General features: G+C 46.9%; 26 protein-coding genes and 1 pseudogene. 5 read left to right on the plus strand and 22 right to left on the minus strand.

All coding sequences use genetic code 11. The annotated features are described in order from the left end of the window. Positions 1–35 precede the first annotated feature (35 nt). Positions 36–650 carry a LysE family translocator gene (locus M988_RS03290; RefSeq protein WP_064572824.1) on the minus strand — a complete coding sequence of 205 codons (615 nt, stop codon included), beginning with the start codon at positions 648–650 and terminating at the stop codon, positions 36–38. A 164-nt stretch (positions 651–814) separates the two neighbouring features. On the opposite strand from M988_RS03290, the gene M988_RS03295 reads away from it, so the two are divergent. The 3 genes from M988_RS03295 to folA all read left to right on the plus strand — a co-directional run bounded on the left by M988_RS03295 (position 815) and on the right by folA (position 2,660). Further along, positions 815–1,591 carry a threonine/serine exporter family protein gene (locus tag M988_RS03295; RefSeq protein ID WP_064572826.1) on the plus strand — a complete coding sequence of 259 codons (777 nt, stop codon included), beginning with the start codon at positions 815–817 and terminating at the stop codon, positions 1,589–1,591. Next, a complete protein-coding gene (locus tag M988_RS03300; protein ID WP_039185718.1) occupies positions 1,582–2,055 on the plus strand; it encodes a threonine/serine exporter in 474 nt (157 codons plus the stop codon). Before M988_RS03295 ends, M988_RS03300 begins: the two co-directional genes overlap by 10 nt. A 122-nt stretch (positions 2,056–2,177) precedes the next feature. Next, on the plus strand, positions 2,178–2,660 hold the full coding sequence (gene folA / locus M988_RS03305) for a type 3 dihydrofolate reductase (protein WP_008814645.1): 483 nt from the start codon (positions 2,178–2,180) through the stop codon (positions 2,658–2,660). A gap of 71 nt (positions 2,661–2,731) precedes the next feature. Here folA and M988_RS03310 read toward each other — a convergent pair whose 3' ends face one another. From M988_RS03310 to M988_RS03350, 9 genes are all read right to left on the minus strand, one after another. Next, positions 2,732–3,655, minus strand: a complete 924-nt coding sequence (locus M988_RS03310) for a LysR family transcriptional regulator (RefSeq protein ID WP_008814644.1) — start codon at positions 3,653–3,655, stop codon at positions 2,732–2,734. Positions 3,656–3,826: 171 nt separating this feature from the next. Beyond that, a complete protein-coding gene (locus tag M988_RS03315; protein WP_008814643.1) occupies positions 3,827–4,354 on the minus strand; it encodes a fimbrial protein in 528 nt (175 codons plus the stop codon). A 19-nt stretch (positions 4,355–4,373) separates the two neighbouring features. Further along, complete coding sequence (locus tag M988_RS03320; RefSeq protein WP_064572828.1) at positions 4,374–4,907, minus strand: fimbrial protein; 534 nt, start codon at positions 4,905–4,907, stop codon at positions 4,374–4,376. A gap of 71 nt (positions 4,908–4,978) precedes the next feature. Next, the gene (locus M988_RS03325) at positions 4,979–5,503 is read right to left on the minus strand and encodes a fimbrial protein (protein WP_064572834.1); all 525 of its coding nucleotides are present in this window, start codon (positions 5,501–5,503) and stop codon (positions 4,979–4,981) included. A gap of 15 nt (positions 5,504–5,518) precedes the next feature. Continuing rightward, a complete protein-coding gene (locus M988_RS03330; RefSeq protein ID WP_169817466.1) occupies positions 5,519–6,199 on the minus strand; it encodes a fimbrial protein in 681 nt (226 codons plus the stop codon). A 325-nt stretch (positions 6,200–6,524) separates the two neighbouring features. Beyond that, positions 6,525–9,077 carry a fimbria/pilus outer membrane usher protein gene (locus M988_RS03335; protein ID WP_341458090.1) on the minus strand — a complete coding sequence of 851 codons (2,553 nt, stop codon included), beginning with the start codon at positions 9,075–9,077 and terminating at the stop codon, positions 6,525–6,527. Positions 9,078–9,226: 149 nt separating this feature from the next. Then, positions 9,227–9,919 carry a fimbrial biogenesis chaperone gene (locus tag M988_RS03340; RefSeq protein WP_008814638.1) on the minus strand — a complete coding sequence of 231 codons (693 nt, stop codon included), beginning with the start codon at positions 9,917–9,919 and terminating at the stop codon, positions 9,227–9,229. A gap of 133 nt (positions 9,920–10,052) precedes the next feature. Beyond that, on the minus strand, positions 10,053–10,595 hold the full coding sequence (locus tag M988_RS03345) for a fimbrial protein (protein ID WP_039185727.1): 543 nt from the start codon (positions 10,593–10,595) through the stop codon (positions 10,053–10,055). A gap of 589 nt (positions 10,596–11,184) precedes the next feature. Then, positions 11,185–12,090, minus strand: a complete 906-nt coding sequence (locus M988_RS03350) for a LysR family transcriptional regulator (RefSeq protein WP_008814636.1) — start codon at positions 12,088–12,090, stop codon at positions 11,185–11,187. 130 nt (positions 12,091–12,220) lie between these two features. Here M988_RS03350 and M988_RS03355 point away from each other — a divergent pair, with 130 nt between their 5' ends. Further along, on the plus strand, positions 12,221–12,889 hold the full coding sequence (locus M988_RS03355; RefSeq protein WP_008814635.1) for a helix-turn-helix domain-containing protein: 669 nt from the start codon (positions 12,221–12,223) through the stop codon (positions 12,887–12,889). Positions 12,890–13,019: 130 nt separating this feature from the next. On the opposite strand, the gene M988_RS03360 is transcribed toward M988_RS03355, so the two are convergent. The 9 genes and pseudogenes from M988_RS03360 to lptD form a co-directional block, all read right to left on the minus strand. After that, positions 13,020–13,322, minus strand: coding sequence for a type 1 fimbrial protein (locus M988_RS03360; protein WP_064572836.1), 303 nt, complete (start codon positions 13,320–13,322; stop codon positions 13,020–13,022). A gap of 20 nt (positions 13,323–13,342) precedes the next feature. Further along, entirely contained in the window at positions 13,343–13,885 is a 543-nt protein-coding gene (locus M988_RS03365) for a fimbrial protein (RefSeq protein ID WP_064572841.1), read from the minus strand. A gap of 71 nt (positions 13,886–13,956) precedes the next feature. Beyond that, positions 13,957–14,085 (minus strand): annotated as a pseudogene (locus M988_RS23095) (fimbria/pilus outer membrane usher protein); the annotation flags it as partial. Between the two features lie 422 nt (positions 14,086–14,507). Then, on the minus strand, positions 14,508–15,341 hold the full coding sequence (gene apaH / locus M988_RS03370) for a bis(5'-nucleosyl)-tetraphosphatase (symmetrical) ApaH (protein WP_008814632.1): 834 nt from the start codon (positions 15,339–15,341) through the stop codon (positions 14,508–14,510). A gap of 57 nt (positions 15,342–15,398) precedes the next feature. Then, a complete protein-coding gene (apaG, locus tag M988_RS03375; RefSeq protein ID WP_004089015.1) occupies positions 15,399–15,776 on the minus strand; it encodes a Co2+/Mg2+ efflux protein ApaG in 378 nt (125 codons plus the stop codon). Positions 15,777–15,852: 76 nt separating this feature from the next. Then, positions 15,853–16,665: a 16S rRNA (adenine(1518)-N(6)/adenine(1519)-N(6))-dimethyltransferase RsmA gene (gene rsmA, locus M988_RS03380; protein ID WP_039185736.1), complete on the minus strand. Its 813-nt coding sequence runs from the start codon at positions 16,663–16,665 to the stop codon at positions 15,853–15,855. Beyond that, positions 16,658–17,674 (minus strand): 4-hydroxythreonine-4-phosphate dehydrogenase PdxA, encoded by a 1,017-nt coding sequence (pdxA, locus tag M988_RS03385; protein WP_064572843.1) that lies wholly within the window; start codon positions 17,672–17,674, stop codon positions 16,658–16,660. The genes rsmA and pdxA overlap by 8 nt, the downstream gene beginning before the upstream one ends. Further along, positions 17,655–18,953: a peptidylprolyl isomerase SurA gene (gene surA / locus M988_RS03390; RefSeq protein WP_008814629.1), complete on the minus strand. Its 1,299-nt coding sequence runs from the start codon at positions 18,951–18,953 to the stop codon at positions 17,655–17,657. Before surA ends, pdxA begins: the two co-directional genes overlap by 20 nt. Positions 18,954–19,061: 108 nt before the next feature. Beyond that, a complete protein-coding gene (gene lptD, locus M988_RS03395; RefSeq protein ID WP_008814628.1) occupies positions 19,062–21,464 on the minus strand; it encodes an LPS assembly protein LptD in 2,403 nt (800 codons plus the stop codon). Positions 21,465–21,623: 159 nt separating this feature from the next. On the opposite strand from lptD, the gene djlA reads away from it, so the two are divergent. Further along, positions 21,624–22,457: a co-chaperone DjlA gene (djlA, locus tag M988_RS03400; RefSeq protein ID WP_039185742.1), complete on the plus strand. Its 834-nt coding sequence runs from the start codon at positions 21,624–21,626 to the stop codon at positions 22,455–22,457. A gap of 177 nt (positions 22,458–22,634) precedes the next feature. Here the strand turns inward: djlA and M988_RS03405 are convergent, their stop codons facing one another. From M988_RS03405 to M988_RS03415, 3 genes are read right to left on the minus strand one after another with little or no spacing between them, the layout of a single operon-like run. Then, positions 22,635–22,892, minus strand: a complete 258-nt coding sequence (locus tag M988_RS03405; RefSeq protein WP_008814626.1) for a putative Se/S carrier protein — start codon at positions 22,890–22,892, stop codon at positions 22,635–22,637. Then, complete coding sequence (locus M988_RS03410; protein ID WP_008814625.1) at positions 22,882–23,670, minus strand: acyl-CoA dehydratase activase; 789 nt, start codon at positions 23,668–23,670, stop codon at positions 22,882–22,884. Before M988_RS03410 ends, M988_RS03405 begins: the two co-directional genes overlap by 11 nt. 9 nt (positions 23,671–23,679) lie before the next feature. Beyond that, a complete protein-coding gene (locus tag M988_RS03415) occupies positions 23,680–24,831 on the minus strand; it encodes a double-cubane-cluster-containing anaerobic reductase (protein ID WP_064572845.1) in 1,152 nt (383 codons plus the stop codon). Positions 24,832–24,845 lie beyond the last annotated feature (14 nt).

Here is a 24,845-nt window from a genome sequence, read left to right on the forward strand (position 1 = left end):
CTCTTCTTCTTTGATATAAGAAGAGGGCGTCTTAATTAGCTTAAGGCAACTTTCAAGCCTAATCCAATCAGCATCACACCCAGTAAACGATCGATGATTTTCTGCGCTTTTGTCAGAGCACGGCGCACCGGGGCGCTTTGAATCAGTATCACCAACATCGGCCACCAAATGAAAGATAAACCTAAAATTATCCCCGCATACCACAGTTTTTCAATAAAACCTGAGTTAACCTCTAATACTTGAGTAAATACCGCTAAGAAAAACAGCGTGGCTTTAGGGTTAAGCAGGTTACACAGGTAGCCTTGTAAGAATGCACTTTTCAGGCTGACATTGAGAGGTGCTTGGCTATCTAGATGAATTTTACTGCCGCCACGAGAAAGTAGGGCGTGGATACCAATCCAAACGAGATAAGCGGCACCGGCGTATTTCAGGATATTAAATAGCCATGGTGTCGTGGTGATAACAACGGCCAAGCCTGCAACACAATATGACATATGGGTGGCGACACCGCAGATAACACCGAGTGCGGTCATCATGCCCGCCTGACGTCGATAGCGCGCCGCATTTTTGATCACTAAAAAGAAATCAGGGCCGGGCGATAACATCCCTAATGTCGCAATACTTGCAACAAACAACGAGGTTTCGAGCATGATGAGATCCGTGATGTAGGTGGTTAAAACAAGATAATAACGCCGCCTTTCCGTGAGTGTATCAGATCTATTAAGGAGCTATATCGGTGATGTCATAAGAATTGAGGTGAGTTGTTTTTAAACGATAGTGGTATGGATAATAATCAATTGAGTCAGGAATAACCATGGATGTGGATTCAGACAGGCAGCGGGAGCTCACGCGACTGTGCATACAATGCGCGCTTTTTTTATTGCAGCACGGCGCTGAAAGTATGCTGGTCGAGCAGCTTTCCTCTCGTCTAGGCATTGCGCTAGGGGCTGAGAGTGTTGAAAGCTCTATCTCTGCGAATGCGGTGGTGCTCAGCACGATCATTAATGGTCACTGTATGACGTCGACGCGCAAGAACGTCGATCGCGGTATCAATATGCATGTGGTGACGGAAGTGCAGCATATTGTGATTATGGCTGAACACCATTTGCTAGACATTAAAGATGTTCGCCGCCGCTTTGAGCATATCAAGCCGTTGCGCTATCCGCGCTGGCTGCTGGTGTTAATGGTCGGGCTTTCTTGTGGCTGCTTTTGCAAACTGAACGGTGGAGGTTGGGACGGTTCTGTCGTGGCATTTATGGCCAGCGCCGTGGCGATGTATGTGCGTCAGGTGCTCACGCAGCGGCAAATGCATCCACAAATTAACTTCTGCATCACGGCTTTCGTTGCAACCAGCGTGTCGGGATTGCTGATCCAATACGATCCATTCAAAACAACCTCGACTATTGCGATGGCGGCGAGCGTGCTGTTGCTGGTGCCGGGATTTCCTCTGATAAATGCCGTGGCAGATATGTTTAAAGGCCATGTGAATACTGGGCTTGCACGATGGGCGATGGCTTCGTTGCTGACCCTAGCAACCTGTATTGGTGTGGTGATGGCGATGTCGTTGTGGGGGCTAAGAGGATGGATTTAATCGATTTGTTGCTCGCGCTGCTGCAAGACATGATTTTGGCCGCGGTGCCCGCAGTGGGTTTTGCCTTGGTGTTTAATGTGCCGGTTCGTGCTTTACGTTACTGCGCACTGCTCGGCGCTATTGGCCATGGCTCACGTATGCTCATGATGCATTTTGGCATTAACATCGAGTGGTCTACTTTGGGCGCGGCAATATTGATTGGCGTGCTGGGCATTCAATGGTCTCGCAGGCTGCTTGCTCACCCGAAAGTCTTTACCGTTGCGGCGGTGATCCCTATGTTTCCGGGGATTTATGCTTATACGGCGATGATCTCCGTGGTGAAAATTTCACATCAGGGTTTTAGCGATGCGCTGTTTGAAACGATGGTGACAAACTTCCTAAAAGCGTCATTTATTGTCGGTGCGCTCTCCATCGGCCTGTCGTTGCCAGGATTATGGTTATATCGTAAGCGCCCGAGTGTATAAATAATGTTGGTTTATCTGAGAGTTAGTTTAAGTAGCGCTAAATGACGTCATCTGGCTATCGACACCTGCAACCCCTTTACTTATAGTGTGCGCAATTTTTCTACTTGATAGGATCGACCATCATGAATATCAGCCTGATTGCTGCGCTTGCGGCAGATCGTGTTATTGGTATGGAAAACGCGATGCCGTGGCATTTACCGGCTGATCTCGCGTGGTTTAAACGTAATACGCTGGATAAACCGGTTATTATGGGGCGTAAAACATTTGAATCTATTGGCCGTCCTTTACCTGGACGTCACAACATTGTATTGAGTAGCCAAGCAGGTACTGACGATCGCGTGACGTGGGTGGTTTCACCTGAGGCTGCTATTGCCGCTGCGGGCGATGTGGAAGAGGTGATGGTGATTGGTGGTGGCAGCATTTATTCTCAATTCCTGCCGTTAGCCCAACGCATGTACCTGACGCATGTTGATGCTGAAGTGGGAGGTGATACCTACTTCCCTGATTACGAGCCAGATGAATGGGAAACCACATTTAGCGAGTTTCATGATGCAGACAGCGCTAACTCGCACGGCTATTGCTTTGAGATTTTACATAAGCGCTAATCACGCATGACCTATGCGATTAAATACCCTTCAAGGCTGAAGGGTATTTAAAATAGCTGAATAAGATTATGTTAATTCACGTTTTTTAACGCAACTGGCGCAGCGATTCGCGTTGGTGATAGATGGCTGACAATGCTTTCCGCAATATCTGACATTCCATTCGATTTATTATAAATCATATATATAGATGCAGAGGGTAATTGATTACTCGAATCAATCATTGCGACATCGAAAGACTGCGAAAATTTCCCATATAGCCATTTGGGTAATACACCCACTTTATCAGAGTCCTCAATAATAGACAGAAGGGCAAAGCAGGAGTCGCTCTTTAGCAACGTCAATCTTTCCCCGAAAGTCTTTCTGATATGAAATTTCTGTGGGTTGAATTTTTCATCAGGCGTTTCGAAAGCAATGAACGTTTCATGGCTAACATCGCCGCATAAAAGTTGATTAATTCTTGGATGCTGCTTAGAACAGAAAAGGCATAATGGATCGTCTAAGACAGCAGTATTGATCATTGAACGACTTAGATTCGGCTTAAGGTCGAAAAACAGATCGTTCATCCGCAGTCTGACACCCTGAATATTGTTTTTGGTATCTGAGAAATTGCTTCGATGAATTATTTCGCAGTCAGGGTTTTTTTGCCAGATAATATTAGACACATCGGCAAGTAATCGCGTAGAGATATAAGGTGAGCAATGGACTGATATTTGGCTGAAATTGTTGATTTTGCCAAATGAATTCACGTTTCTGACTAATTTATCAACGTCATCTTGCAAATAGCTAAATAGTTCATGAGCTATTTTTGTCGGTGCCAGATTTAGTCCCTCTCTTAAAAAGAGCGGATCGCCAAAATGACTTTTCAGTTTGGTTAATGCATTAGAGACGGCCGTGGTTGAAAGACCAAGGGTAATACCTGCTTTAGTTATACTTTGATGTATATATATTTCAATAAAAATAGGTAAGAGATTTAGGTCTAATTTTTTTTCGTCCATTCTGTACTCACATTCAATCCTGTTGAATATAATTTTTAGGCAGATAAAAACGTTAATATCTGCTGAATGAATTTCCTATCTCACTTTTCTCGATGAATTTTTAAGATGATTATCTTTCAAACAATAATCATTGTTAAAGCAGCATCTGGTATATTGCAGATGCTGCTTTGACTACCCATAAAAAAATGTTAACTCCATTTGCCCTGTGACCGTGCCTGACGTTGCCCCCCCCTGAGGAGAAACCATCTGCGCCTTCATAGGGAAAGATGCGGTGTGCGTTTTAGGGTCGATATTGATTTTGGTTGAAGTGCCTGGATTAAGCGCTTTTCCATCCGCATCATTAACGACATCGATAACCACATTCGTACTGGTGCCGGTATTTTTATAATACTGAGTATAAACAGGATCGGTTGTCCCACCCAACGTTAACGTCACCGTGGTGCTGGTGGATGGGCATTTTTCTAGGTCAACTTTAAATGGCACCCAGGTCGTCGTGCTACCTGCGGTGGTTAAATTTGACGAAGTGTAAGCTCCCAAGTCAACCTCAGGCGTTGCCACCAGTGCGCAAGGAGAGGCAGTCACTGTTGCGTTCACCGCCAAATTTGTATCTGCATCCGCCATGCAAGGCATCGCGTGAAGCAGTAATGTGGCAGTGATGCAATATGCAGAAATCTGCAATCTGCTATTAAAGATGCGCATAATTTACCTGCTTATAATATCAATGGTATGCGTAGGTAACCTCAATCGGCGTGGTGTAAACACCCGGCTTGACGCCTCCTGCAATAGAGTGCATATAGGCTTTCAATTTAAATGTCGCTGCGCCGCCAGACGGTGTTACCGTATAGGTGTTAGCAGTATTGCTGATCACGGCGCTGGTATCAGCATTTGCTAGGCGAATACTGCCCGTTGTCACGATGGTACCGCCTGAATCTTTCATGCCGAAGCCACTGGTGTCGCCTGCAACAGACGGGCCACTAAATTTGGCATCAATGCTTGTCGTGGTAGACGGGCAGCCAGACAGATCAATATTTGCAGTACCAGATGCTATCGAATCTACGCCTGCCGTAGCCACTTCACTGGCGTCTAGGGTAAATCCAATATTGATTGTGCTCGGCGCTTTCACCGTGCACGGCGTTGCGGTGACGGTTGCCGTAATATTAATGGTGGTATCAGCCGCCGCCTGAGCATTGACTGCTGAAATCATTCCTACCACAGCGAATGTGCTCAGGAGAGATAATTTTTTATATTGCATGATAAGTCCTTTTTATTTCCGGTAATAGAGTGTGTAAACGCTCAGTTTTAATGAGCGATGCTTGTAACGAATTAGTTGTAACTAAAGGTCGCTGTCACTACCGCTCTAACGGTGCCTGGTGTTGCAGCACCATTTCCGTTATTTAACAACCGCGCTTTCAATGGAATTGAAATAGCGGTTTGCTGGGGTTGTAGCTGGAAAGCCTGCACTGAACTATTCTGGTAACTGATGTTTTTATCATCGCCAGACAGTTCAATCATAATATTATTTGCCGTGCCTTCATTTTTATAAAACTGAATATCTTGGTCTGGTGTGCCTGCCATCCTCATATATATTTTTAAGCCGGGTTCACAGTTTGTCAGTTCAATGCTGTGTCCGCTATTCCACTCTGTCATATTACCGAGTGTTTCCAGCATATTGGCCCCAATCGCATCTTCAAATACAATATCCACGTTGCTGGTGTGAACTTCGCACGTAGCAGGCCGTACACCAATGGAATAATTAATGGTGAAGTTATTCACATCTGAAGCTATACCGGATTGCATTGCCAGCAGGAATAACGAGAATGACATTCCGTAAGACAGTAATTTTTTCATTTTAAATTCCTGGCCTTAGCGATAAGAAAACATCATCGTGACGGTGCCGTTATAATCCCCTGACTTAACGGGGGCGCCAGAGTTGATAGCCACAGGCTTAGCCGATACGTCAAACTGTTGAGCTTTGATGGTGTCGTGCACTGTTTCGTTCATATTGATGGGCTGACCCGTACTAACCCAACTCAGCTGTAGCCCCAAATTGTTACTGCCATCGCTATCCGTTTTGACAATACCCTGAGCTGCGTTGACATAACCACGGCTGGATGAGAATGTAATTGCAACGGGAGTTGGAACGTCCCCACAGTCTGCGCCCACGCGAGCTTCTTGAGGGGGTACGACACCGCTGATAATGTCTGCCGAAGAGAGGTTGATCCAGCTCAGGTTGGCCTCACTCGCATTTAACTGGCAACTGGTGAAAATAACATTCAGGTTGAAAGCCCCCATGATAACGGGGATGCTTTGAGCGGTTTGCCTAAAATAGAGAGTACCCACCTGACCGGAAAAAGAATGAGCCCCAGCAGTCACTGCGCTGCCATTATTAAGAGAAACCAGGTCAACGCCAAACTCCGCGTTGAAACGTTGAGAGGCAGGGAACCCCGCGTTAGGTCGATTCAAAAAATTCGAAAACCAGACTGGCGAACGTCCTTCTGGCGTTTCATAGACTTCAATGCCTAACCCACCCCCGGTTAATGACACCGCGGTATTCCCCTGAAAGTCTGGACCAAAAGGACTACTAGGATCAAACGACCCGCTCGGGTTGGCGTTTAATGTAGCGGTGGGCGCTTCGTCGTTATATTGACAAGTAAAGGTGACATTAAGAGTCGATAATACATAATTGCCACGCATTACCGGGTCAGTGTAATCCCTAGAAACATAAATTGTTTTGGTTGTGCCAGGTAGCTCAATAGGAACATTGGTTTGGCAATCCGCAAACGATGTATTGCAAAATAAAATTACGGGCAATAATAAAATACTGGCGTAATTAAAACGTATTTTTTTCAAAACGGAAATATTCCACATATTATTTCACCTCGCCAGGCTGGCATGTAGCCGCAGCGGTTAATATCGAATTTTCTAGATCCTGCTGGCTAAGTTGATAGTTAATTTTGCACTGTTGATTAACCCCTTTACCCCATTGGGCAATCAGGGAACCTTTTTCTGGCAAACCACTTAAATAGGTCACACCCTGCTCACCGACGATGCCCGCGTTGGCATTGTCGTTGCCGGCTTTATCTGCACTTTCATCTATCAGCGCAACGGTGGCGCCAAACGGTAGCGATTTGCCGTCCGAGCGGGTCAAGGTCATCATGACGCGATAGCCGACGTGGGCATTGAAACGCGCTCTCACCACCGCTCCGCGGGTTGGGATGACGTCTTTGGCGCTTTCCTCTATTTCCACTTTATCGCCTAAGCTGGTGGTATCGAGGCTGACGCGGGTACGGCGATACGGGCTGATATACGGCACAACCGCATAACCACGTAAATCGGTTTTAACCCCGATGTTGTTCAGTATTTTGGTGTTATCGGCTCCCGATGCCGACACCAGTGCCACGGTTTCACCCAGCGGCTGTGAAAGCGTAATTCCTTCGCTGTGCGCAACGATGCCGCCCTGTACACCGTAGTTCACTCGACGAGTGTCTTTGCTGTAGCTGTAGCCAACGTTGCTGTTACCGTACTGGCCTTGATAATTCAGGTTAGCGTTACCGCTGTCGCCTTCACCCTGATTGGCATAGCTTTCGGAAACGCTGTAGCTCAGATTGTTATCATCAAGCAAGGTGCCACTGACGCCCGCCATTTGCTGTACTCGACCATCTGAGCCATGGTTAACGCTGTAGTTAGCCCATGCTGATTTCACCCAGCGATCGAGCTGGATTGATACGGAGAAAGATATCTGCTTATCGTGCTTTTGATCTTCGTTGCTGATGTAGTTATCTGAATAGGCAATGTTATAGCTGATGCCATCCCAGGTATTGCTGTAGCCTGCCTGCAGCGTTTGTTCTTTGCTGCTGTCATCGTAGTAGTCTTGCATGCTAGCCGAAACATAGAGAGAACCCGCGTCTTCCCCTAGCTGCTGGTTAAGCGAACTTTCAATACGGCTGCGTTTGTGGGTGCGAATATTGTAATCGGTATAGTCATTATTCTGGTCATTCAATATGACGGAGTCATCAAGGCTGTAAAAGCCGCTAGTGGAATAGCGGTAACCGACTAAGCGGAGGTCGGTATCGGTCTCGGCAAAGGTTTTTGCATATAAGAAGCGATATGACTGACCCTGCGATGAATTAGTATCTGGAAGCTGAGTGCGAGCCTGCGTGACGTCAACGGAAATTGCCCCGAAAGAGCCTAAGTTTTGCCCGTAGCCGAGCGCCGCCGCGGTATAATTCTCTGTTGCCTGCATACCGCCATACAGCGTGATGCCTTTGCTAAAACCGTGAATCAGCGTGAATTGAGCAAAATCCGGTTTATCAGAACCGTAGCCGTTACGGTATTGACCCGCCGTCAGGCTAAATTTGGTGTGGCCTTCGCGCTGTAAAATAGGGACAGAGGAATAGGGCTGGATAAAGGTCTGCGTGCTGCCATCTTCTTCTTTGATTTTAACGGTTAAATCGCCGCCATCGGAGCTTGGATAGAGATCGGTAATCTCAAATGCGCCAGGCGTGACATAGCTTTGGTAAACCATATAACCGTTTTGCTCAACGGTCACTTGGGCATTGGTTTTCGCAATGCCGCGGATCACCGGAGCAAAGTTTTTCTGGCTATCGGGAACCATGTCGTCATCGGAGGCGAGCTGAACGCCTCGGAACTGAACGCTGTCAAAAACATCAGAGCCAGAGTAGCTATCACCTAGGGTTAAACCCGCTTTTAACGCGGCAATGGAGCGCTGCACATAGGTATTGACGTTGGTAAACTGACGAACACCGTTGTTGTCGTTCCAAGTGGAGTAGTTACGCAGGCGCCAAGCGCCCAAGTTCAAACCGCTGCGCAGGTTGAGATAGTAATTACTCTGATCGTCGCTGTCGTTGGCACCGGTGAAATTATAATTCAGCAGCAGGGCAGGGATACCGTCATCCCACATAGAGGGATCGACATACCCGCGCGCTGAATTCGAAACTAATAACTGCGGTACGCTAATATTTAAACGTTGATTCGAAAAGTCAAAATTCGTCTTAGCGGAGGGGATCGCTTGCAGTAATAAATTGCACTTTGCACTATCGGCCGGCTGAGTTGCGGTATCCGTATTGTCTTTCGTGGCGGCAGGCATCGGGGAATCCGTGCCTTTTTTTATCATGGCAAGAGCCGCATCGGTTTTGATACCGTAGTCTTTTAGCTCTTCTTCGGTAAAGCAAGGAATGAGCCCCGTCTTATCATTGGCGTTAGGCCCTTTATACGCAATAAAGGTCACTTCACGATGATCTACGGGGTTCTTGTTAAGATAAATATCGACGACATATTTACCCGGTATCTGACCGCCTTCTGGCAACGCGTAGGTAGAGAGATCGGTGACTTCATTGCTAGAGTCTATTTGCTCTAGAAATGCGGGGTCAAAGCCACCGGCAGCGTAGCCGTTGGCGGACATGATCAGAAGCGTCAGTGCACTTAGCGAAAAATATCTATAACTTTCCTTGTGCAAAGAGTGCGATGGTGCCGAATGACTCTTTTTAGATATTTTTAACAGCATCATGGTGTTCTCTAATAAAAGGAAATAGATATTTATCAATTAAGTGATTAATTAGCGGTTGCACTAATAAGTTCAGATACGCCGCCGTAGTCATTAATAAAAGCAAAGGTGACGTTATTTCCTGCTCCGGCAGGCCAAGCGTAGTGTGTCTCTGATTTTGGCAAGACCATGTTGATATCTTTAAGCGCTTTGCCTGAGAGGTTAATTTCATTAAAACTCACGGAATAATTGGTCGGGTTTTTCACCACGAGATCGTTGCCTTGGTGGCTCCACTGCAGCTGCTTGCCTGATTCTGCAGGATTGCCCGTCAGACCTTTAGGGCGATAGAACATTTTGATCCGCGTTTTGATCGCGAGCTGGAGCGTGTTCTGGGCGTTTGTGTTTTCAGGGACTGGCGGAATAGCTTTCACATTGATATAAAAAACAGATTCGCGATCGCTAGGCAGGTCGCCAGCGGTTTTCAAAATACGCATCATGTTTTCTTTTTCAGCGTCTAAACGAAACAGCGGGGGGGTGATGGCAAATGGAACTTTTTTATTCCCATTTTCATCATCAATCCACGATTGAACCAGAAAATACTGGTCGCTATTTTTATTATTTATCGTTATTGAGGCTTCTTTATTATTGGCGTCATAAACTACTCTTGTTGCGCCTAATACAATACCGCCAGAACCCGCAGCGAAAGCTGACTGAGAGGCTATTAATAATGCAAGTGAAGAAATAATTAATTTACCGTACATAAAGATGACCTTTTTTAGTGTTAAAAGCCTGAGTGAACTCGGTTAATGTCGCTATATAAAGAGCAACATTAGCGAATAACACTCAGACTTGGTTTCTTCATCCGTTAGATAATGAAGAAGGGGGGTATTACCATTATTGGTAAGTCAGCGTAAAATCACTGGTTGCGTTAGCATCACCGGTGGTTGCAACGCCATAGGCTTGATAGTTAGCTGTGAAATAAAGCGATTGTGATGCGATACTTGGCGTTAACGTGATAGAGCTTGATGCTACGTTAGGTTTAATATCCACGCCTTTTGAATCGGCGACTTCAATACCCACATTCGTGGCCACAGTGCCGGCAGCGGTGCCATCTGGAGATGAAATGTTAAACAAGGCATCTTTTCCAGCAGGACTTGATCCACCAAATGTTACCGTGACTGATTTAGCCGCAGCGGAACAATTCAGCAAATCAATTTGGAAGTTCTTAGCTGTCGATTTCAGCCCTGATGCGTTCAGGTCAGCGGCAGGCACTGTACCTAAATCAACAACCTGATTTGATGAAGGAATAGAAACGCTACACGGCGCATCTGAAATCTTACCTTTAAAATTGACAGTACCATCGGCAGCCATTACGGATGCAGATGCCAAACCAGCTAAAGACAATGCTAAGCAAAATGTAGTTTTCTTGAATGACATAAAAATTTCCTTATAACCTATACTGAAAGTCCAATCATTTGGACGATTTTATTTTGTTGCATTAAACAACACGGGACTAATATCAAGCCTAATCATTTCCTAAGACTGAGTTCGTTGACCGAACAGAGCAGAAAGAGCGACATTCACGATTAACTCAAATTGAATTAATTGACTCGGTAAATGCTAAGCGTGATTTGGCTCAGATATTAAATAACTAATCGACTTCTTTCGTAACTGGGCCATATGTTATTCCTTTTTTTTCTTTTGCAAAGAGTCCAAAAATAGACTGTTGTTATTTTGGGTGAAACAACAAGGCGAAATGAATTGTTGATTAATTTATAAATAGAAAAAATAAATCCGCATTTAAAAAAATCAATAAAATCAACGTCATTTTTCAGCGCTTGTTGCATGGGTAATTAATTCGTTAAATCCACTTAATATTGAATTAATTTATGCTTTACACATTCAGCCTGTAAAAGAATGCGTATCTGAATGTATTAGCGAAAGCTTTAAACCTGTTTTTTAGAAAAAATATTCTATATAGCGAGGGGAGGCGCAGCTCCCCACTATCTTAAACTCATGCGATGCATCATTGGGCGGATAAAACAGAAATAATATCACCCGCAATACTCGAGATTGGGGATGATTTGTCATAGATTAAATGTATGGATATTGACGGCATCTTTTTTCCTTGATCAAGCGCGGTGACATTGAACGAAGGTGAAAATTTCTCATATAACCATTGGGGCATGACACCCAGTTTGTCCGAGTTTTCGATAATCGACAGCAATGCAAAGTAAGAATCGCTCTTTAATAATGTTATATTTTCACCAAGCGCTTGCCGAATTGCTACGTGTTGCTGAGTAAATTTGTCATCTGGCGTTTCAAAAGTGACAAATGTCTCAGCGCTGAAATCCTTGTTGATAAGCTTGTCCATTCTTGGATGCTGCTGGGAACAAAACAAATACATAGGCTCGTCTAAAACGGGAACGCAAATCATCGATCGGCTAGAGTTAGGTTTAAGCGCAAAAAACAGATCGTTCATCCGCAGCCTAACGCCGTGGATGTTATTTTTAGCGTCAGAAAAATTGCTTCTATGAATTATTTCGCAACTGGGATTTTTCGCCCATATGGCATTCGACACCTTTGGCAGCAGCCGAACAGAGATATAGGGGGAGCAATGAATCGCTATTTTATTAAAATAATCGTTTTGACCAAATGAATTCACGTTGTTAACTAACTTATCAACGTCATCCTGTAATGATATAAACAGTTCTTGGGCTGTTTTTGTCGGCGATAGAACCAATCCATCTCTTAGGAAAAGCGGATCACCAAAGTGATACTTAAGTTTAGCTAAAGCATTAGATACCGCGGTGGTTGAAATGCCGAGCGTTATACCTGCCTTAGTGATACTTTGATGAATAAATATCTCAATAAAAATAGGTAAAAGGTTAAGGTCTAACTTTTTGTTGGTGTTTTTATCCTTAGAATTCATAATGTCCTCTGAACGTCATTTATTATCTCAGCGTAAAATAACCTGATATGCAGGTGCGTAAGCAATAGACAAAAACGGCTATGCTATAATTTCGTGTGTACAATCCTATACATCATGTGGTGAAAACATAATGCGTGAGTTTGAGACTAATATGACGGTTGGCTCCTCAGTTCAACCGATGGCTAAGCCTCTTAAGGCAATCAGTAGGCTGATGTCGCTCTTTCGCACAGAGTCAGTCCCACTTGTTTTTGAAAACGAGGATTGCATCGTCAGGTTGCATAACCCATCGGGCGAATTACACGTTCTTCTCGTCGTAGAAGGCTTAGTTGATGCGTATCGCACTTCTGATGAACTCCTTTTCGCTACCGCGGCTGCTCCCGCAATCTTCGGTATGCAGGGCTCGGCTTATCGTTATGATATGTATACATTTCAATCTAATCCCGACAGCAAACTAGAAACATTGCCGCTAACGCGAGCCATTGAACTGGTGGCGCAGCACGGTCTCCTAGAAGACCTGTTGGCTTATCAAATTTATTTTAATGACTATCAGGCTTATCGAAATAACTTACTCATTAATAAATCAGCCTACGAAATTGTTTGTGCATTGCTTTTTGAACTTGAAAAAATTCCCGCCGATAAACGGGCTCATATCAGCGTGCTAAATTTTATTCTTGCACGTAGCCATCTGGCACGTAGCGGGATTATGAAAATACTCGCTAATTTACGGCAAGGTCTTTACATCAATATTGAAAATGGAAAGTTAATTAGCATTATTCGTAAATTCCCTAAAGAATATTGATATATTTTCTCAGATTAGTTCTTTATTGATAAGTCAATGACAATTCAACGAGCCCAGAAACAGCGCCCACTTGTGCGTTGCCTTTTGGCGTGATCATTCGGGTTTTAAGGCGTATGTGGCAGCATGTCACTCAGCTCAATAGCCACATTTTGTGTATTTGCAGCGTAGGACAATTAACTCGCTCAATGTAAAATGGCATCGACTGACCAGCGCTGCCGGCGTCATGCATATCTGCAGAGCGCATTTTTCCTAAATGAACGCTGTTAGTGTCGCTAGAAGGATTGATAACAGTAGAGACCGATTCCGTTATGGTTGCAGAAATATTAACCTCAGCATTATCCCCCTGAATAGAAGGTTCTTCGGTATATCCACATTCGGATAATGCCAGCGGGAAAAATAGCGTTAGCCACTGAGAGCAAGCCCTGTTAAACATACTATCGTCCTTGTGCTAGCTTATTTGTAGGAAAAGGCCACGTTGATAACTGAAGACACTCTGCCCGGTGTGACGCCGCCAGATTTTGTATACAGGCGTGCCGACAGCGGTATTAATGCGGCGCCGGTTTCAATAGGTATATCTATCACCTCATTATTTCTTATTGGGTCGGTGCTGCCACTGGGTTTCAATTGCACGCTCACGTTTGTGGCTGCTCCCGTTCCTGTATCCATATTTAAGAAGCTACCAGCGCCACCGTTGGGATCGGGGGGGCCAGTAAACGTCATCAAAACTTCCGTGGTTCCTGCAGGGCAATTGGCTAATTTTATCGTTGCCGTCGACGTCATCTCTGACCATGCAGTATAAACATTGGCGCTTTCTAGCGTCGACGCTTCAATATTTCCCAAGGGAATGGTGAGGTTAGGCGATAGAACCACACAGGGGGAGGCCACGACGTTTGCTGTCACCATCACGGCGGTCTGATCACCGGCAGCACTCGCTGTTGATGAGAGCGCGGCGAGTAAAAATAACCCACTCGTTGATTTCCAAAGTCTATTTTTCATGGTAATTCGTAACCTAATGAATGGATAAAAATTATTTAACGGTATAGGCAACCGTTGTGACACCGATGACGGTCCCCAGCGATGATGCTGTCTTTTAAGTGTCCTTCGCGTTGTAAAATGGGTACCGCTGAATAGGGCTGTACAAAATGTAGTTCGCTACCATCTTCTTCTTTGATGGTGACATCTAAATCACCGCTGTCTCGATATTTAATAAAGATTGGCTCAGTAATTAAATGATGAGTCGGAATATGTCCTCATTCCTGAGTGCAATATATTCCTTTTTTTATTTTTGAAAAGAGTCCAAAAGTAGACCGAAATCGAGATGTGGAAATAAAGAGGGGAGTCAAGTGTTTTACTTAATTCAATAAATTGCCTGGCTAAATATGTTGTCAAAAAAAAGAGAATAATTAATAGGATAGGTGTGCTCTTTTATGTTCCAAAATATTTATTTAGGGAAAGTGAATATTGAATTAATTTATACTTACTGCTGGGGGCGGTGAAAATATCTGCGTTGAAGGGTGTTATTTTGCGGCAGCGGGATTGATTAAGGGAGGAATTGCCCAAGGGTTAATTGGGCATACATTAACTTAACTGATTGCTGATCCTTCAGCACGGCGAAATTTTATTGCTCAATCTCTTTAGGCCGCAGAGACGGCTGGGTGAAATATTGTTTGTCATCCCAACGTAACATCGTTAGCTCTCCCCCCCAGCAGCAGCCCGTATCGAGAGCATAAACCTGCGATGGTGTCCCTTTACCCTGCAATGATGCCCAGTGACCGAAAGCAATGGAGTATCCGGCATCCAGCACTTTGCTGGGCAAATCAAACCATGGTTTAAGAGGGGACGGCGCTTCACCTGGCGCATCTTTGCAGATCATGTCCAGTTCACCGCCAGGGAAACAATAGCGCATGCGGGTCAGCGCATTGGTAGAAAAGCGCAGGCGCTGAAGTCCGGTTAAACCGTCAATCCAGCTGTTGGGCATATCACCGTACATGGCATTTAAAAATAACGGATAGCTGTCACTGCTGAGTACGGCTTCAACTTCACGGGCGCATAGCTGTGCGGTAGCAATATCCCACTGGGGGCTGATACCCGCATGGGCCATCACCAGTTTTAGCTTATCATCAACCTGCAGGATGGGCTGACGGCGTAACCAATTGATCAGGCTATCTGCATCAGGGGCATCCAGCAGCGGAGTAATTTGATCTTTGGGCTTATTACGGCTGATGCCTGCGTAGACCGCTAAAAGGTGTAAATCATGGTTGCCCAACACCATGCGAACGCTGTCGCCTAATGACTGTACGTAGCGCAGAACCTCTAGGGAGTCAGGGCCGCGGGCGACTAAGTCCCCGGTTAACCACAGCGTATCCTTAGCAGGATCAAAATCAGCTTGTTCCAATAGCGCCCGTAGCTCTGCGTAGCAACCGTGGACATCGCCAATCAATAATGTAGACATTCAAACCCTTCTTACTTGCTGCTCTGTCGCAACTCAAAATATTTTGTGAATATACAACTAGTTAATTAGAGTTGGGATTGCTAAACGAAATACGGGAATCGCAATACGGAACTCCTGACCCTGATGGTCAATCATTTCATAATGACCTTCCATTGTGCCGCAAGGCGTTTCAATAATGGCACCGCTGGTGTATTGGAACTCATTGTTGGGCAAAATCAGTGGCTGTTCACCGATGACGCCTTCGCCCTGAACTTCCGTCTGACGTCCGTTACCATTGGTAATCAGCCAGTAACGCCGCAGGAGCTGCACATTGAATCGTCCTAGATTCCTGATGGTGATGGTATATGCAAAAACAAAACGCTCTTCATCTGGAAGTGATTGGGTTTCGGCATAGGCACTTTGTACCTGAACACACACACGAGGTGAATCAATCATAATGTACGGCTCCCGTTATGACGTTGTCAGCGAGACCTATACCCTCATCGATTAAACGAAAAGGGCATTACACCCACTATTCTGGCGATTTTTCGCATAGCCAGTTGGCGAGCTTGCAATAGTTTTCAACAGAGATGTTCTCTGCGCGCTGGGCTGGATCGATCCCCAACTCGGTCAATTGCTCTGGTGTGAACAGGTGACCTAAGCTATTACGCACGGTCTTGCGGCGCTGATTAAATGCTTCAGTGGTAATACGGCTGAGCACACGGATATCTTTGACCGGATGCGGAATGGTCGCGTGTGGGATCAGCCGAACCACGGCCGAGTCAACTTTTGGCGCTGGACGGAATGCTGTTGGCGGCACTTCCAATACAGGAATGACCTGACAATAGTATTGTGCCATGACGGTCAAACGACCATAGGCCTTGCTGTTTGGGCCAGCAACCAGACGGTTCACTACCTCTTTTTGCAACATGAAATGCATGTCGCTGATAGCACCAGTATAGGTGAAGAGGTGGAACATCAAAGGGGTTGAGATGTTATAGGGTAAATTACCAAATACGCGCAGCGGCTGGCCGAGTTCTTGAGACAGCTCGCCAAAATCAACGGTCATCGCATCTTGCTGGCGAATGTTTAATTTACTGCTGATGAATGGGTGAGTCGCCAGTCGAGCCGCCAAATCGCGGTCAAGCTCGATGACCGTCATTTTATCCATGCGATCGGCAACAGGTTCGGTCAATGCGCCCAATCCCGGGCCGATTTCCACCACTGCCTGACCTGGCATTGGATGAATAGCGGACACAATGCTATCGATCACATATTGATCGGTAAGGAAGTTTTGTCCGAAACGTTTACGAGCCAGATGGCCTTGGTGAACTCTGTTATTCATTACTGTTATTTATCATTTTAATAGCGAGATTTAATGCTGTTCTGAAACTACCAACATCAGCGAGGCCAGTAGCAGCCAGATCCAGCGCGGTGCCGTGATCGACAGAGGTGCGTATAAACGGCAACCCCAGAGTAATATTCACAGCGCGGCCGAAGCCTTGGTATTTTAACACCGGTAAGCCCTGATCGTGATACATCGCCAAAACCGCATCGGCGTGCGCCAAATATTTAGGCTGGAAAAGTGTATCTGCAGGTAAAGGCCCAATGAGATGAAGACCTTTTTGACGCAACGATTCTAGCGTCGGAATAATCACATCGATCTCTTCACGCCCCATATGGCCGCCTTCACCTGCGTGTGGATTAAGGCCACAGACATAGATTTGCGGTTCACGAATGCCAAACTTGGTGCGTAAATCGTGATTAAGAATAGTGATGACTTCATCGAGCGTTTGCGCCGTGATCGCTGCGGGAACCTCCAACAGAGGAAGGTGCGTCGTGGCTAGGGCGACACGCAGTTCTTCGGTCGCCAGCATCATCACCACGCGTGCGCAGTGGCTGCGATCGGCAAAGAATTCGGTATGTCCGGTAAATGGCACTCCGGCATCATTAATAATGCCTTTGTGTACTGGCCCAGTGATTAAGGCGGCAAACTCACCGCTGAGACAGCCATCGCACGCACGCGCCAGAGTGTCGACAACGTAAGTACCGTTATTGACATCTAACTGACCCGCGACAGCTTGGCTGTGTAGCGCGATTGGTAAAATCGTCAGTGTATTTGCATCTTGTGGGCGTGCAGGTTCATGAGGCTGATATTCGCGCAACGTTAATGGCAACTTTAACCATTGGGCGCGTTCAAGCAACAAGGCCGGATCGGCGCACACTACAAGCTCCGCAGGCCATGCCTGTTGAGCGAGAGCGATAACCAGATCCGGCCCGACCCCGGCGGGTTCGCCGGGGGTTATGACGACACGAAACGTGTCATGTGAACTATTACTGGGCATTGCTACCATCAATAATTTTTACGTAGGCGCTGGCGCGTTCTTCCTGCATCCAGGTTTGCGCTTCTTCAGCAAATTTACGGTTGAACAGCATACGGTATGCACGATCTTTTTGTGCATCATCGGTGCGGTCAACTTGGCGAGTATCCAGAAGTTGGATCAAATGCCAGCCGAAGGAGGAGTGAACCGGTGCGCTCAGTTCGCCTTTCTGCAGTTTCATTAAGGCGTCGCGGAAAGCCGGATCGTACATGGTTGGCACTGCCCAACCTAAGTCACCCCCTTTCAATGCTGAACCTGGATCTTGAGAAACCGCACGAGCAGCTTCATCAAAGGTAATTTGCTTACTTTTGATTTGCTGAGCAATTTCTTGCAGTTTTGCACGAGCCTGATCGTCGGTCATAACCGGCGATGGGCGCAGCAAGATATGGCGAGCATGAACTTCGGTGACAGACACATTTCCCTGACCGCCGCGGAGATCATTAACTTTCAGGATATGGAAGCCAACACCTGAACGGATTGGGCCAATGATGTCGCCTTTTTTAGCCGTTTGCAGTGCAGCCGCAAACAGGGATGGCAACTCCTGAATTTTACCCCAACCCATTTGGCCACCTTTCAGCGCCTGAGAGTCAGCGGAGTAGCTGACGGCCATTTTGCCAAAATCAGCACCTTTGTTCAGTTGGTCAACCAACTGACGAGCTTGTTGCTCTGCATCATCAACCTGTTGCTGAGATGGGTTCTCTGGCAGTGCGATGAGAATGTGGCTGAGGTTAAGTTCGGTATCCGCACCATTCTGTGCGCCAACTTGTTTTGCCAGCGCTTCAACTTCCTGAGGCAGGATGGTGACACGACGGCGAACTTCGTTGTTACGTACTTCTGAAATCAGCATTTCTTTGCGAATTTGGTCGCGGTAGGTTTTGTAGTTAATCCCATCGGCGGCCAAACGGCTACGCATCTGATCCAGTGACATATGATTTTGCTGAGCAATATTGCCGATAGCGCGATCAACATCGGCATCGTTGATATCAATGCCCATCTTTTTCGCCATCTGCAACTGGATGTTATCCATAATCAGACGCTCAAGGATCTGGTGACGTAAGGTTGCATCATCAGGTAATTGCTGACCGGCTTCACGCGCGTTCAGTTTTACGGACTGCATCAGACCATCGACGTCACTTTCCAGCACCACACCGTTATCAACCACGGCCGCTACTTTATCAACGACTTGAGGGGCTGCAAACGCAGTGTTGGCACAGAATGCCACACCGAGGATCAGCGTTCTCCAGTTCTTCATACCTTTTCCATTTGTCCAATCCGCATGACTGCGGGTTAATGTCAAAACTCTGCTTTTACTAATCAAGATGCAACTAGGCAACGATTAGACCACAAAAATCTCAAAATGTTAGAAAGCTCTCTGATAAGGCAGAATACCTTTCTGCAGCATATCGGCGGTACCCAAGCTGTAGTTGGTTCCCAGTCCGCGAAGTGCGAAGGTGAACGAGAACTTGTTGTCATACTTACTGTTTGGTTGAGAGGCGGTGGAATCCCATGAGGTAATTTTACGTTCATAGTTCACGCCGACAGACCAACAGCAGGTGTTGTACTGAAGACCAACCAGAGAATCCGCGGTCTGGTTAGCATTGGTGTCGTAATAGTAAGCGGCAACCAGCGCCCAACGGTCTGCAATAGGAATACTGCCGATAGTACCCACTTGGCTGATCCCTTGGTTATACAGATCGTTACTTGCATAACGTGGGATCATTGCGGTCACGTATTCAGGGCTAGCATAACGATAGTTTAACTGGATCATCGTTTCGGCATCTTTACGATATTCCATTATTGCATCGCCTAGCGCGACGCTGTTTAAACGGGTGTCATACTGCAAGCCGCCACGGATGCCCCAATGGTCGGTAATTTTCCAATAGGAATCGCCTGCCCAAACCAGACTGCCGGTATCTTTATCTTTGTCAGTCGACAGCGTTTCATCACCGGTACGTGAACGTTCGAAGTAGTAGATTTGACCCAAAGAAGCGTTAAACCGTTCAACCAATGCGTCATCATAGATACGGGTTGTCAGACCGGTAGACATCTGGTTTGCCGAAGCAATACGGTCCAGACCGCTATAGATACGGTCACGGAACAGACCGGTATAGTCCATCTGTAGCAGCGTAGAGTCGTAAACGCCGATATCACTTTGATCACGATAAGGGATATACAAGTACTGAGCGCGCGGTTCCAGCGTCTGGGTATAGCCTTGAGCCCAGTCCATATCACGGTCAAAGGTGACTTTGCTGTCAACTTTAAACTCAGGCATCACTCGGTTAACAGAATCAGCCAGATGAGCCGCTGAACGGTTAGTGGTGTAATAACTGTCTGGTACTGTTTGCTGATAGTGAGTTGCTAACAGTTTGGTTTCAGTATTCACGCTTGCCCAACCGTTAGACCAAGGAAGATCTATCGTTGGTTCAAAGTGATAACGATCGGCCTCTGGCTGATTATCGCTTTCATTGGTGAATTTAACCGCCTGACCATACATATGCAGGTCGAAGGGACCGATGTCATTTTTGTAATAGTTCAGGTCTAACTGCGGCTCAGCACGATATGAGTTCGAGTTACCCGCGTCCGCAAAGACTTGGAACTGCGTGGTTGATAGGGTCGCATTCCAGTTTTGCTCGGCGTATCCCAAGCTGAATTTCTGCGTGGCATAACCGTCGGTGCTGGAACCGTGAGTCGAATCCAGATCGTTAAAGTAGTAAGGATCGCTTACCTTGGTGTAGTCGACGTTGAAACGCCACACCTGATCCATTACACCGCTGTGCTGCCAGTAGAACAACCAACGCTTTTTATCGTTTTCTGCGTCGGAAATATTGTTCTTATTTAAACGATCGTCGGCATATTGTTTATCTTGGTTTAACCAATCCAACTCCATCAAGCCGGAACCCGCAACGGTCAAGTAACGGAATTCGTTCTGCAATTGCAGACCACGGTTTTCCATGTAGTGCGGGGTGATGGTCGCATCGACCTGTGGCGCGATGTTCCAATACCACGGCAGGCTGAACTCAACGCCGTCTGTGCTGGAGTATTTAAAATCGGGGATCAAGAAACCTGAGCGACGCTTATCACCGAGAGGCAACTGAAGGTACGGGCTGTAGAACACGGGCACTGGGCCAATCTTAAAGCGGGCGTTCCAAATTTCAGCGACTTCTTCCTGACGGTCCTGAATAATTTCAGAACCGGCGACGCTCCAGCTGTTATCGCCCGGCAAACAGGAGGTAAATGTCCCGTTCTCCAGAATGGTATAGCGGTTTTCAGCGCGGGTTTTCATCAGGTCCGCGGTGCCGCGACCTTGACGACCGACGAACTGATAGTCGCCCTGCCATACGTTGGTGTCTTTGTTATTCAAATTAGACCACGCATTCGGGCCTTTCAGTTTTACCTGATTATCTGAATAGTTGACGTTACCAGTCGCGGTCACGGTACGCAGCGGATCGGGCTTATCTTTAAGAAACTTCTGATCCAGCTGAACCTGATCGGCTGTCAGTGTGCTGTTTCCCTGTTCGATGTTCACGTTGCCGCTGAACACCGCATTATCAGGATAGTTGGCATCACTTTTATCGGCCTGAATATGAACCGGTAAATCATTTGGATTGCCGGATACCAGCGGTTTGTTATACATAGGCACGCCGAGCAGGCATTGCTCAGCGAGATCGGCCAGAGCGTTCTGGCTATAGAGTGCCGACCAAACCAAGGTGGCAACCAGTGTTGGAATACTTTTTTTCATACGCGGTTTCAGAAGTTCCGTCATCAGAGGCGTCGAGCAGCGAACGGTCAGAGACTATATCACCCCTAAGCGTTACGCTAGTGTTAAATTGACGCATTCTTGGTTGCTGTCGTTAGGCGTCAGAATAAATGACAGGTATGATAAAGCAAATTATGTCCCACGGCATGATGAATTGAGGACGATATGCAGTATTGGGGTAAATTAATCGGATTAGTTCTTGGTCTAATGTCAGGAACGGGCTTTTGGGGTGTGGTGTTAGGGCTACTTATCGGTCATATGATCGATAAATCGCGTCAGGTAAGAAGCAGTGGTTATTTTTCTAATCAGGCTCAGCGACAAGCTCTGTTCTTTAGCACCACATTTCAGGTTATGGGGCATCTCACGAAGTCCAAAGGACGTGTGACTGAGGCGGATATCAACCTTGCTAGCGCGCTGATGGAGCGAATGCAGCTGCATGGCGCGGCCAGAACGGCGGCACAGCAGGCGTTTCGTGAAGGTAAACAGGGCGATTTTCCACTGCGGGAAAAACTGCGCGAGTTACGCAGCATTTGCTTTGGACGTGTCGATCTGATCCGCATGTTTTTGGAAATCCAGCTACAGGCCGCGTTTGCTGATGGTTCGTTGCATCCCAACGAACGTGCAGTTTTGTACGTGATTGCGGAAGAGCTCGGTTTCTCACGCGTTCAGTTTGAGCAGTTTCTTAGCATGATGGAAGGCGGACGCCAGTTTGGCGGTGGCTATCAGCAGCAAGGACAGTATCAGCAGCAGGGCGGATTCGGTGGTTACCAGCGTCAGACGGGGCCTACGTTGGCGGATGCTTGCAAAGTTTTAGGTGTTAAGCCCAATGACGATGCGACGACGATTAAACGCGCCTATCGTAAGCTCATGAGCGAACATCATCCTGATAAGCTGGTGGCAAAAGGATTACCGCCAGAAATGATGGAGATGGCGAAGCAAAAGGCTCAAGAGATTCAGGCTGCTTACGATTTAATTAAGAAAGAGAAGGGTTTCAAGTAATCCTTTCTGAAGAGAGCCCGCATTCGCGTAGCATTGTTTACTTAAGCTCGATTTTAGGGGGAGCACCCCGATGGGGTCGTAGCGGCGTAAGTCGCCGGAGTGCCCCGCGGAGTGCTAGACCCGTGAATCTCGATCTCTTAAACGAACGGCATTACGCATTCGCGGGCTTTTTTACGTTCATTGACCGAAAGACGGCGGCGAGACGGGGACATATCTCCCTTCGGCGCAACGAAAAATAGCGGAGGTTTCTCCGTCTACCCACCATTGTGCCAATTCTGTCGCCGTACAGCTCAGCCGAATACTCAACCCGCAGCCGCTACTGAGCTGGCGTGGGATATCCGCGACTTTGAATTCTCGATTCTGAGCCTGAAGCCGTTTTTTTAAGCGAACCACGCCTAGCGTGCTGTGGAATAAAAACAGAAATTCATCCTGCATGACTCCTCCTCTTTTTCTGACGGCACCCCATTAGTGCCGCGCCTATCGCTCCCGCAAATTGAGCGTCGGAGTGCGTCGCCACTGGCGTATTGAGCGTATCGCTCAGATGCTGACGAAATGCATTACAGCGGCTAACGCCACCGGTAAACAGCACCTGTGGATGTACGCCTAATCGCCCGATAAAGTTGGCGCTGCGGCGCGCCATAGAGTAAACGATGCCCGATAGAATGGACTCAGGTGCGACACCCGCCGAACGTAGGCTGATGACTTCAGACTCGGCAAACACGGTACACATACTGGAGATGGCATGCGGAGCAACGCCTGTGACTAATTCGTCAAGCTGGTTAATTTGTGCGCCAAGGGTGTGTGATATGACTTCCAGAAAACGGCCTGTCCCAGCCGCACATTTGTCATTCATCAGAAAGTCGGTCAGTTTTCCCTCCTCATCCAGATGAATGACCTTACTGTCTTGCCCGCCGATATCAATGATGGTGCGCGCTTCGGAGCACAGAAACCGAGCACCGACGCCGTGGCAGGTGATTTCAGTGACTTGCTTATCGGCAAAATCTATCAAGCCACGCCCATAGCCAGTGAGAGTAAGATGCGGGCGCTCGGTGAGGCCTTCACACAGTTGTGACCATGCTTGCTCAATAGCCTCCTGTGGACGAAATGAAGTCGGAGCGAGAAAACGGCGCAGAATCTGTCCCCCGTTTGCACTATTCAATAAGATCCCTTTGGTCGCCGTTGAGCCTGAATCAATACCAATACTTAAACTCACATGCGCTCCTTACAGCATTTCGATAAACGCACTTACGCGAGTATTGAGCTGGCCTATATCTGAATTGGAGTAATCCGTTTCTATCGCCATATAAGGAACATCATGCTGTTGGCGAACATGGCGCTTAATGGCTAAAGACTCCACGGCGTAGGTATGACAGGCCTGAAGGATCACGTCGATGACGCCATCTACCTGATATTCTTCAATCATTTGGCTAAGCAGGGTTAAACGCTGGGTATTCGGAGAGATACAGGAGCAGCCAATGGCGAGATATTTATCGGTTAACGCATCGTAGACATCGCCTTCTTCACTTACCTGCATTTCGGTAGCTTTAGCACCGGTACAGTTTTCATATCCAACGACCCAACCGCCGTTTTCTTCAATTGCTCGTACCACTTTTTCTGCCGCCCCGCCAATCGGGCAGCCGGTGATCAGTATGCGTGGGCGATCTTCTAACCGCTTGCCTTGTTGGTATTCGCTGCGTACTTTTTCGCTTAATGCATTGAGCTCATCTATCAGGGTATTTTTATCGAATTTGAACGTTGCGCCATATACCACCTTGAGAATTTCGCTACCAGAGAGCGCGGGCGGATTAAGCTGTCCTAGACGGTAGAACGACGACAAGGCGGCCCGTTCGCGGTTTTTTAGCGTAATTGCTGCACGTAAGTCTTGTTCGCTGATGGTGCAGTTGAATTGTTGTTCCAAGGCTGACTGCAAGCGCAAAATTTCGCTGCGCCACAGCGCGCGCGAGGCGGCGTCATCGGCGCTATTAGGAAGTTGCATCACATGTACAGGCTTAAATTCCGCCATGTATTCGTACATTTTTTTCTTGCCGTCGCAGGTCGTCTCTCCCACCACTAAATCAGAAAAGTAGAAATACGGGCATTTATCCGTTTTGCCAAATCCGTAGCTACTTTTGATTAATGGACACAGGTTACGTGGCAGATCTTTCTCGGCTTCTTCAATCGTTTCATCGCTGGTGGAACAAAGCGAAACCACAACCGCACCGGCAGCCAGCGCGATCTCCTGTGGCATAAAGGTACAGTAGGTGCCAACCAGCGGGATATTCTGTTCTTTAAGTTCTAATACGGTAAGAAAGCCCTGACGGCGGGCATCGGAAAAATGATCGAAAATGGCGGGTAGTTCATTGATAAGAGACATGGCTATTCCTTCCC

This window comes from Hafnia paralvei ATCC 29927, from assembly GCF_001655005.1.
Classification (GTDB): Bacteria; Pseudomonadota; Gammaproteobacteria; order Enterobacterales; family Enterobacteriaceae; genus Hafnia; species Hafnia paralvei.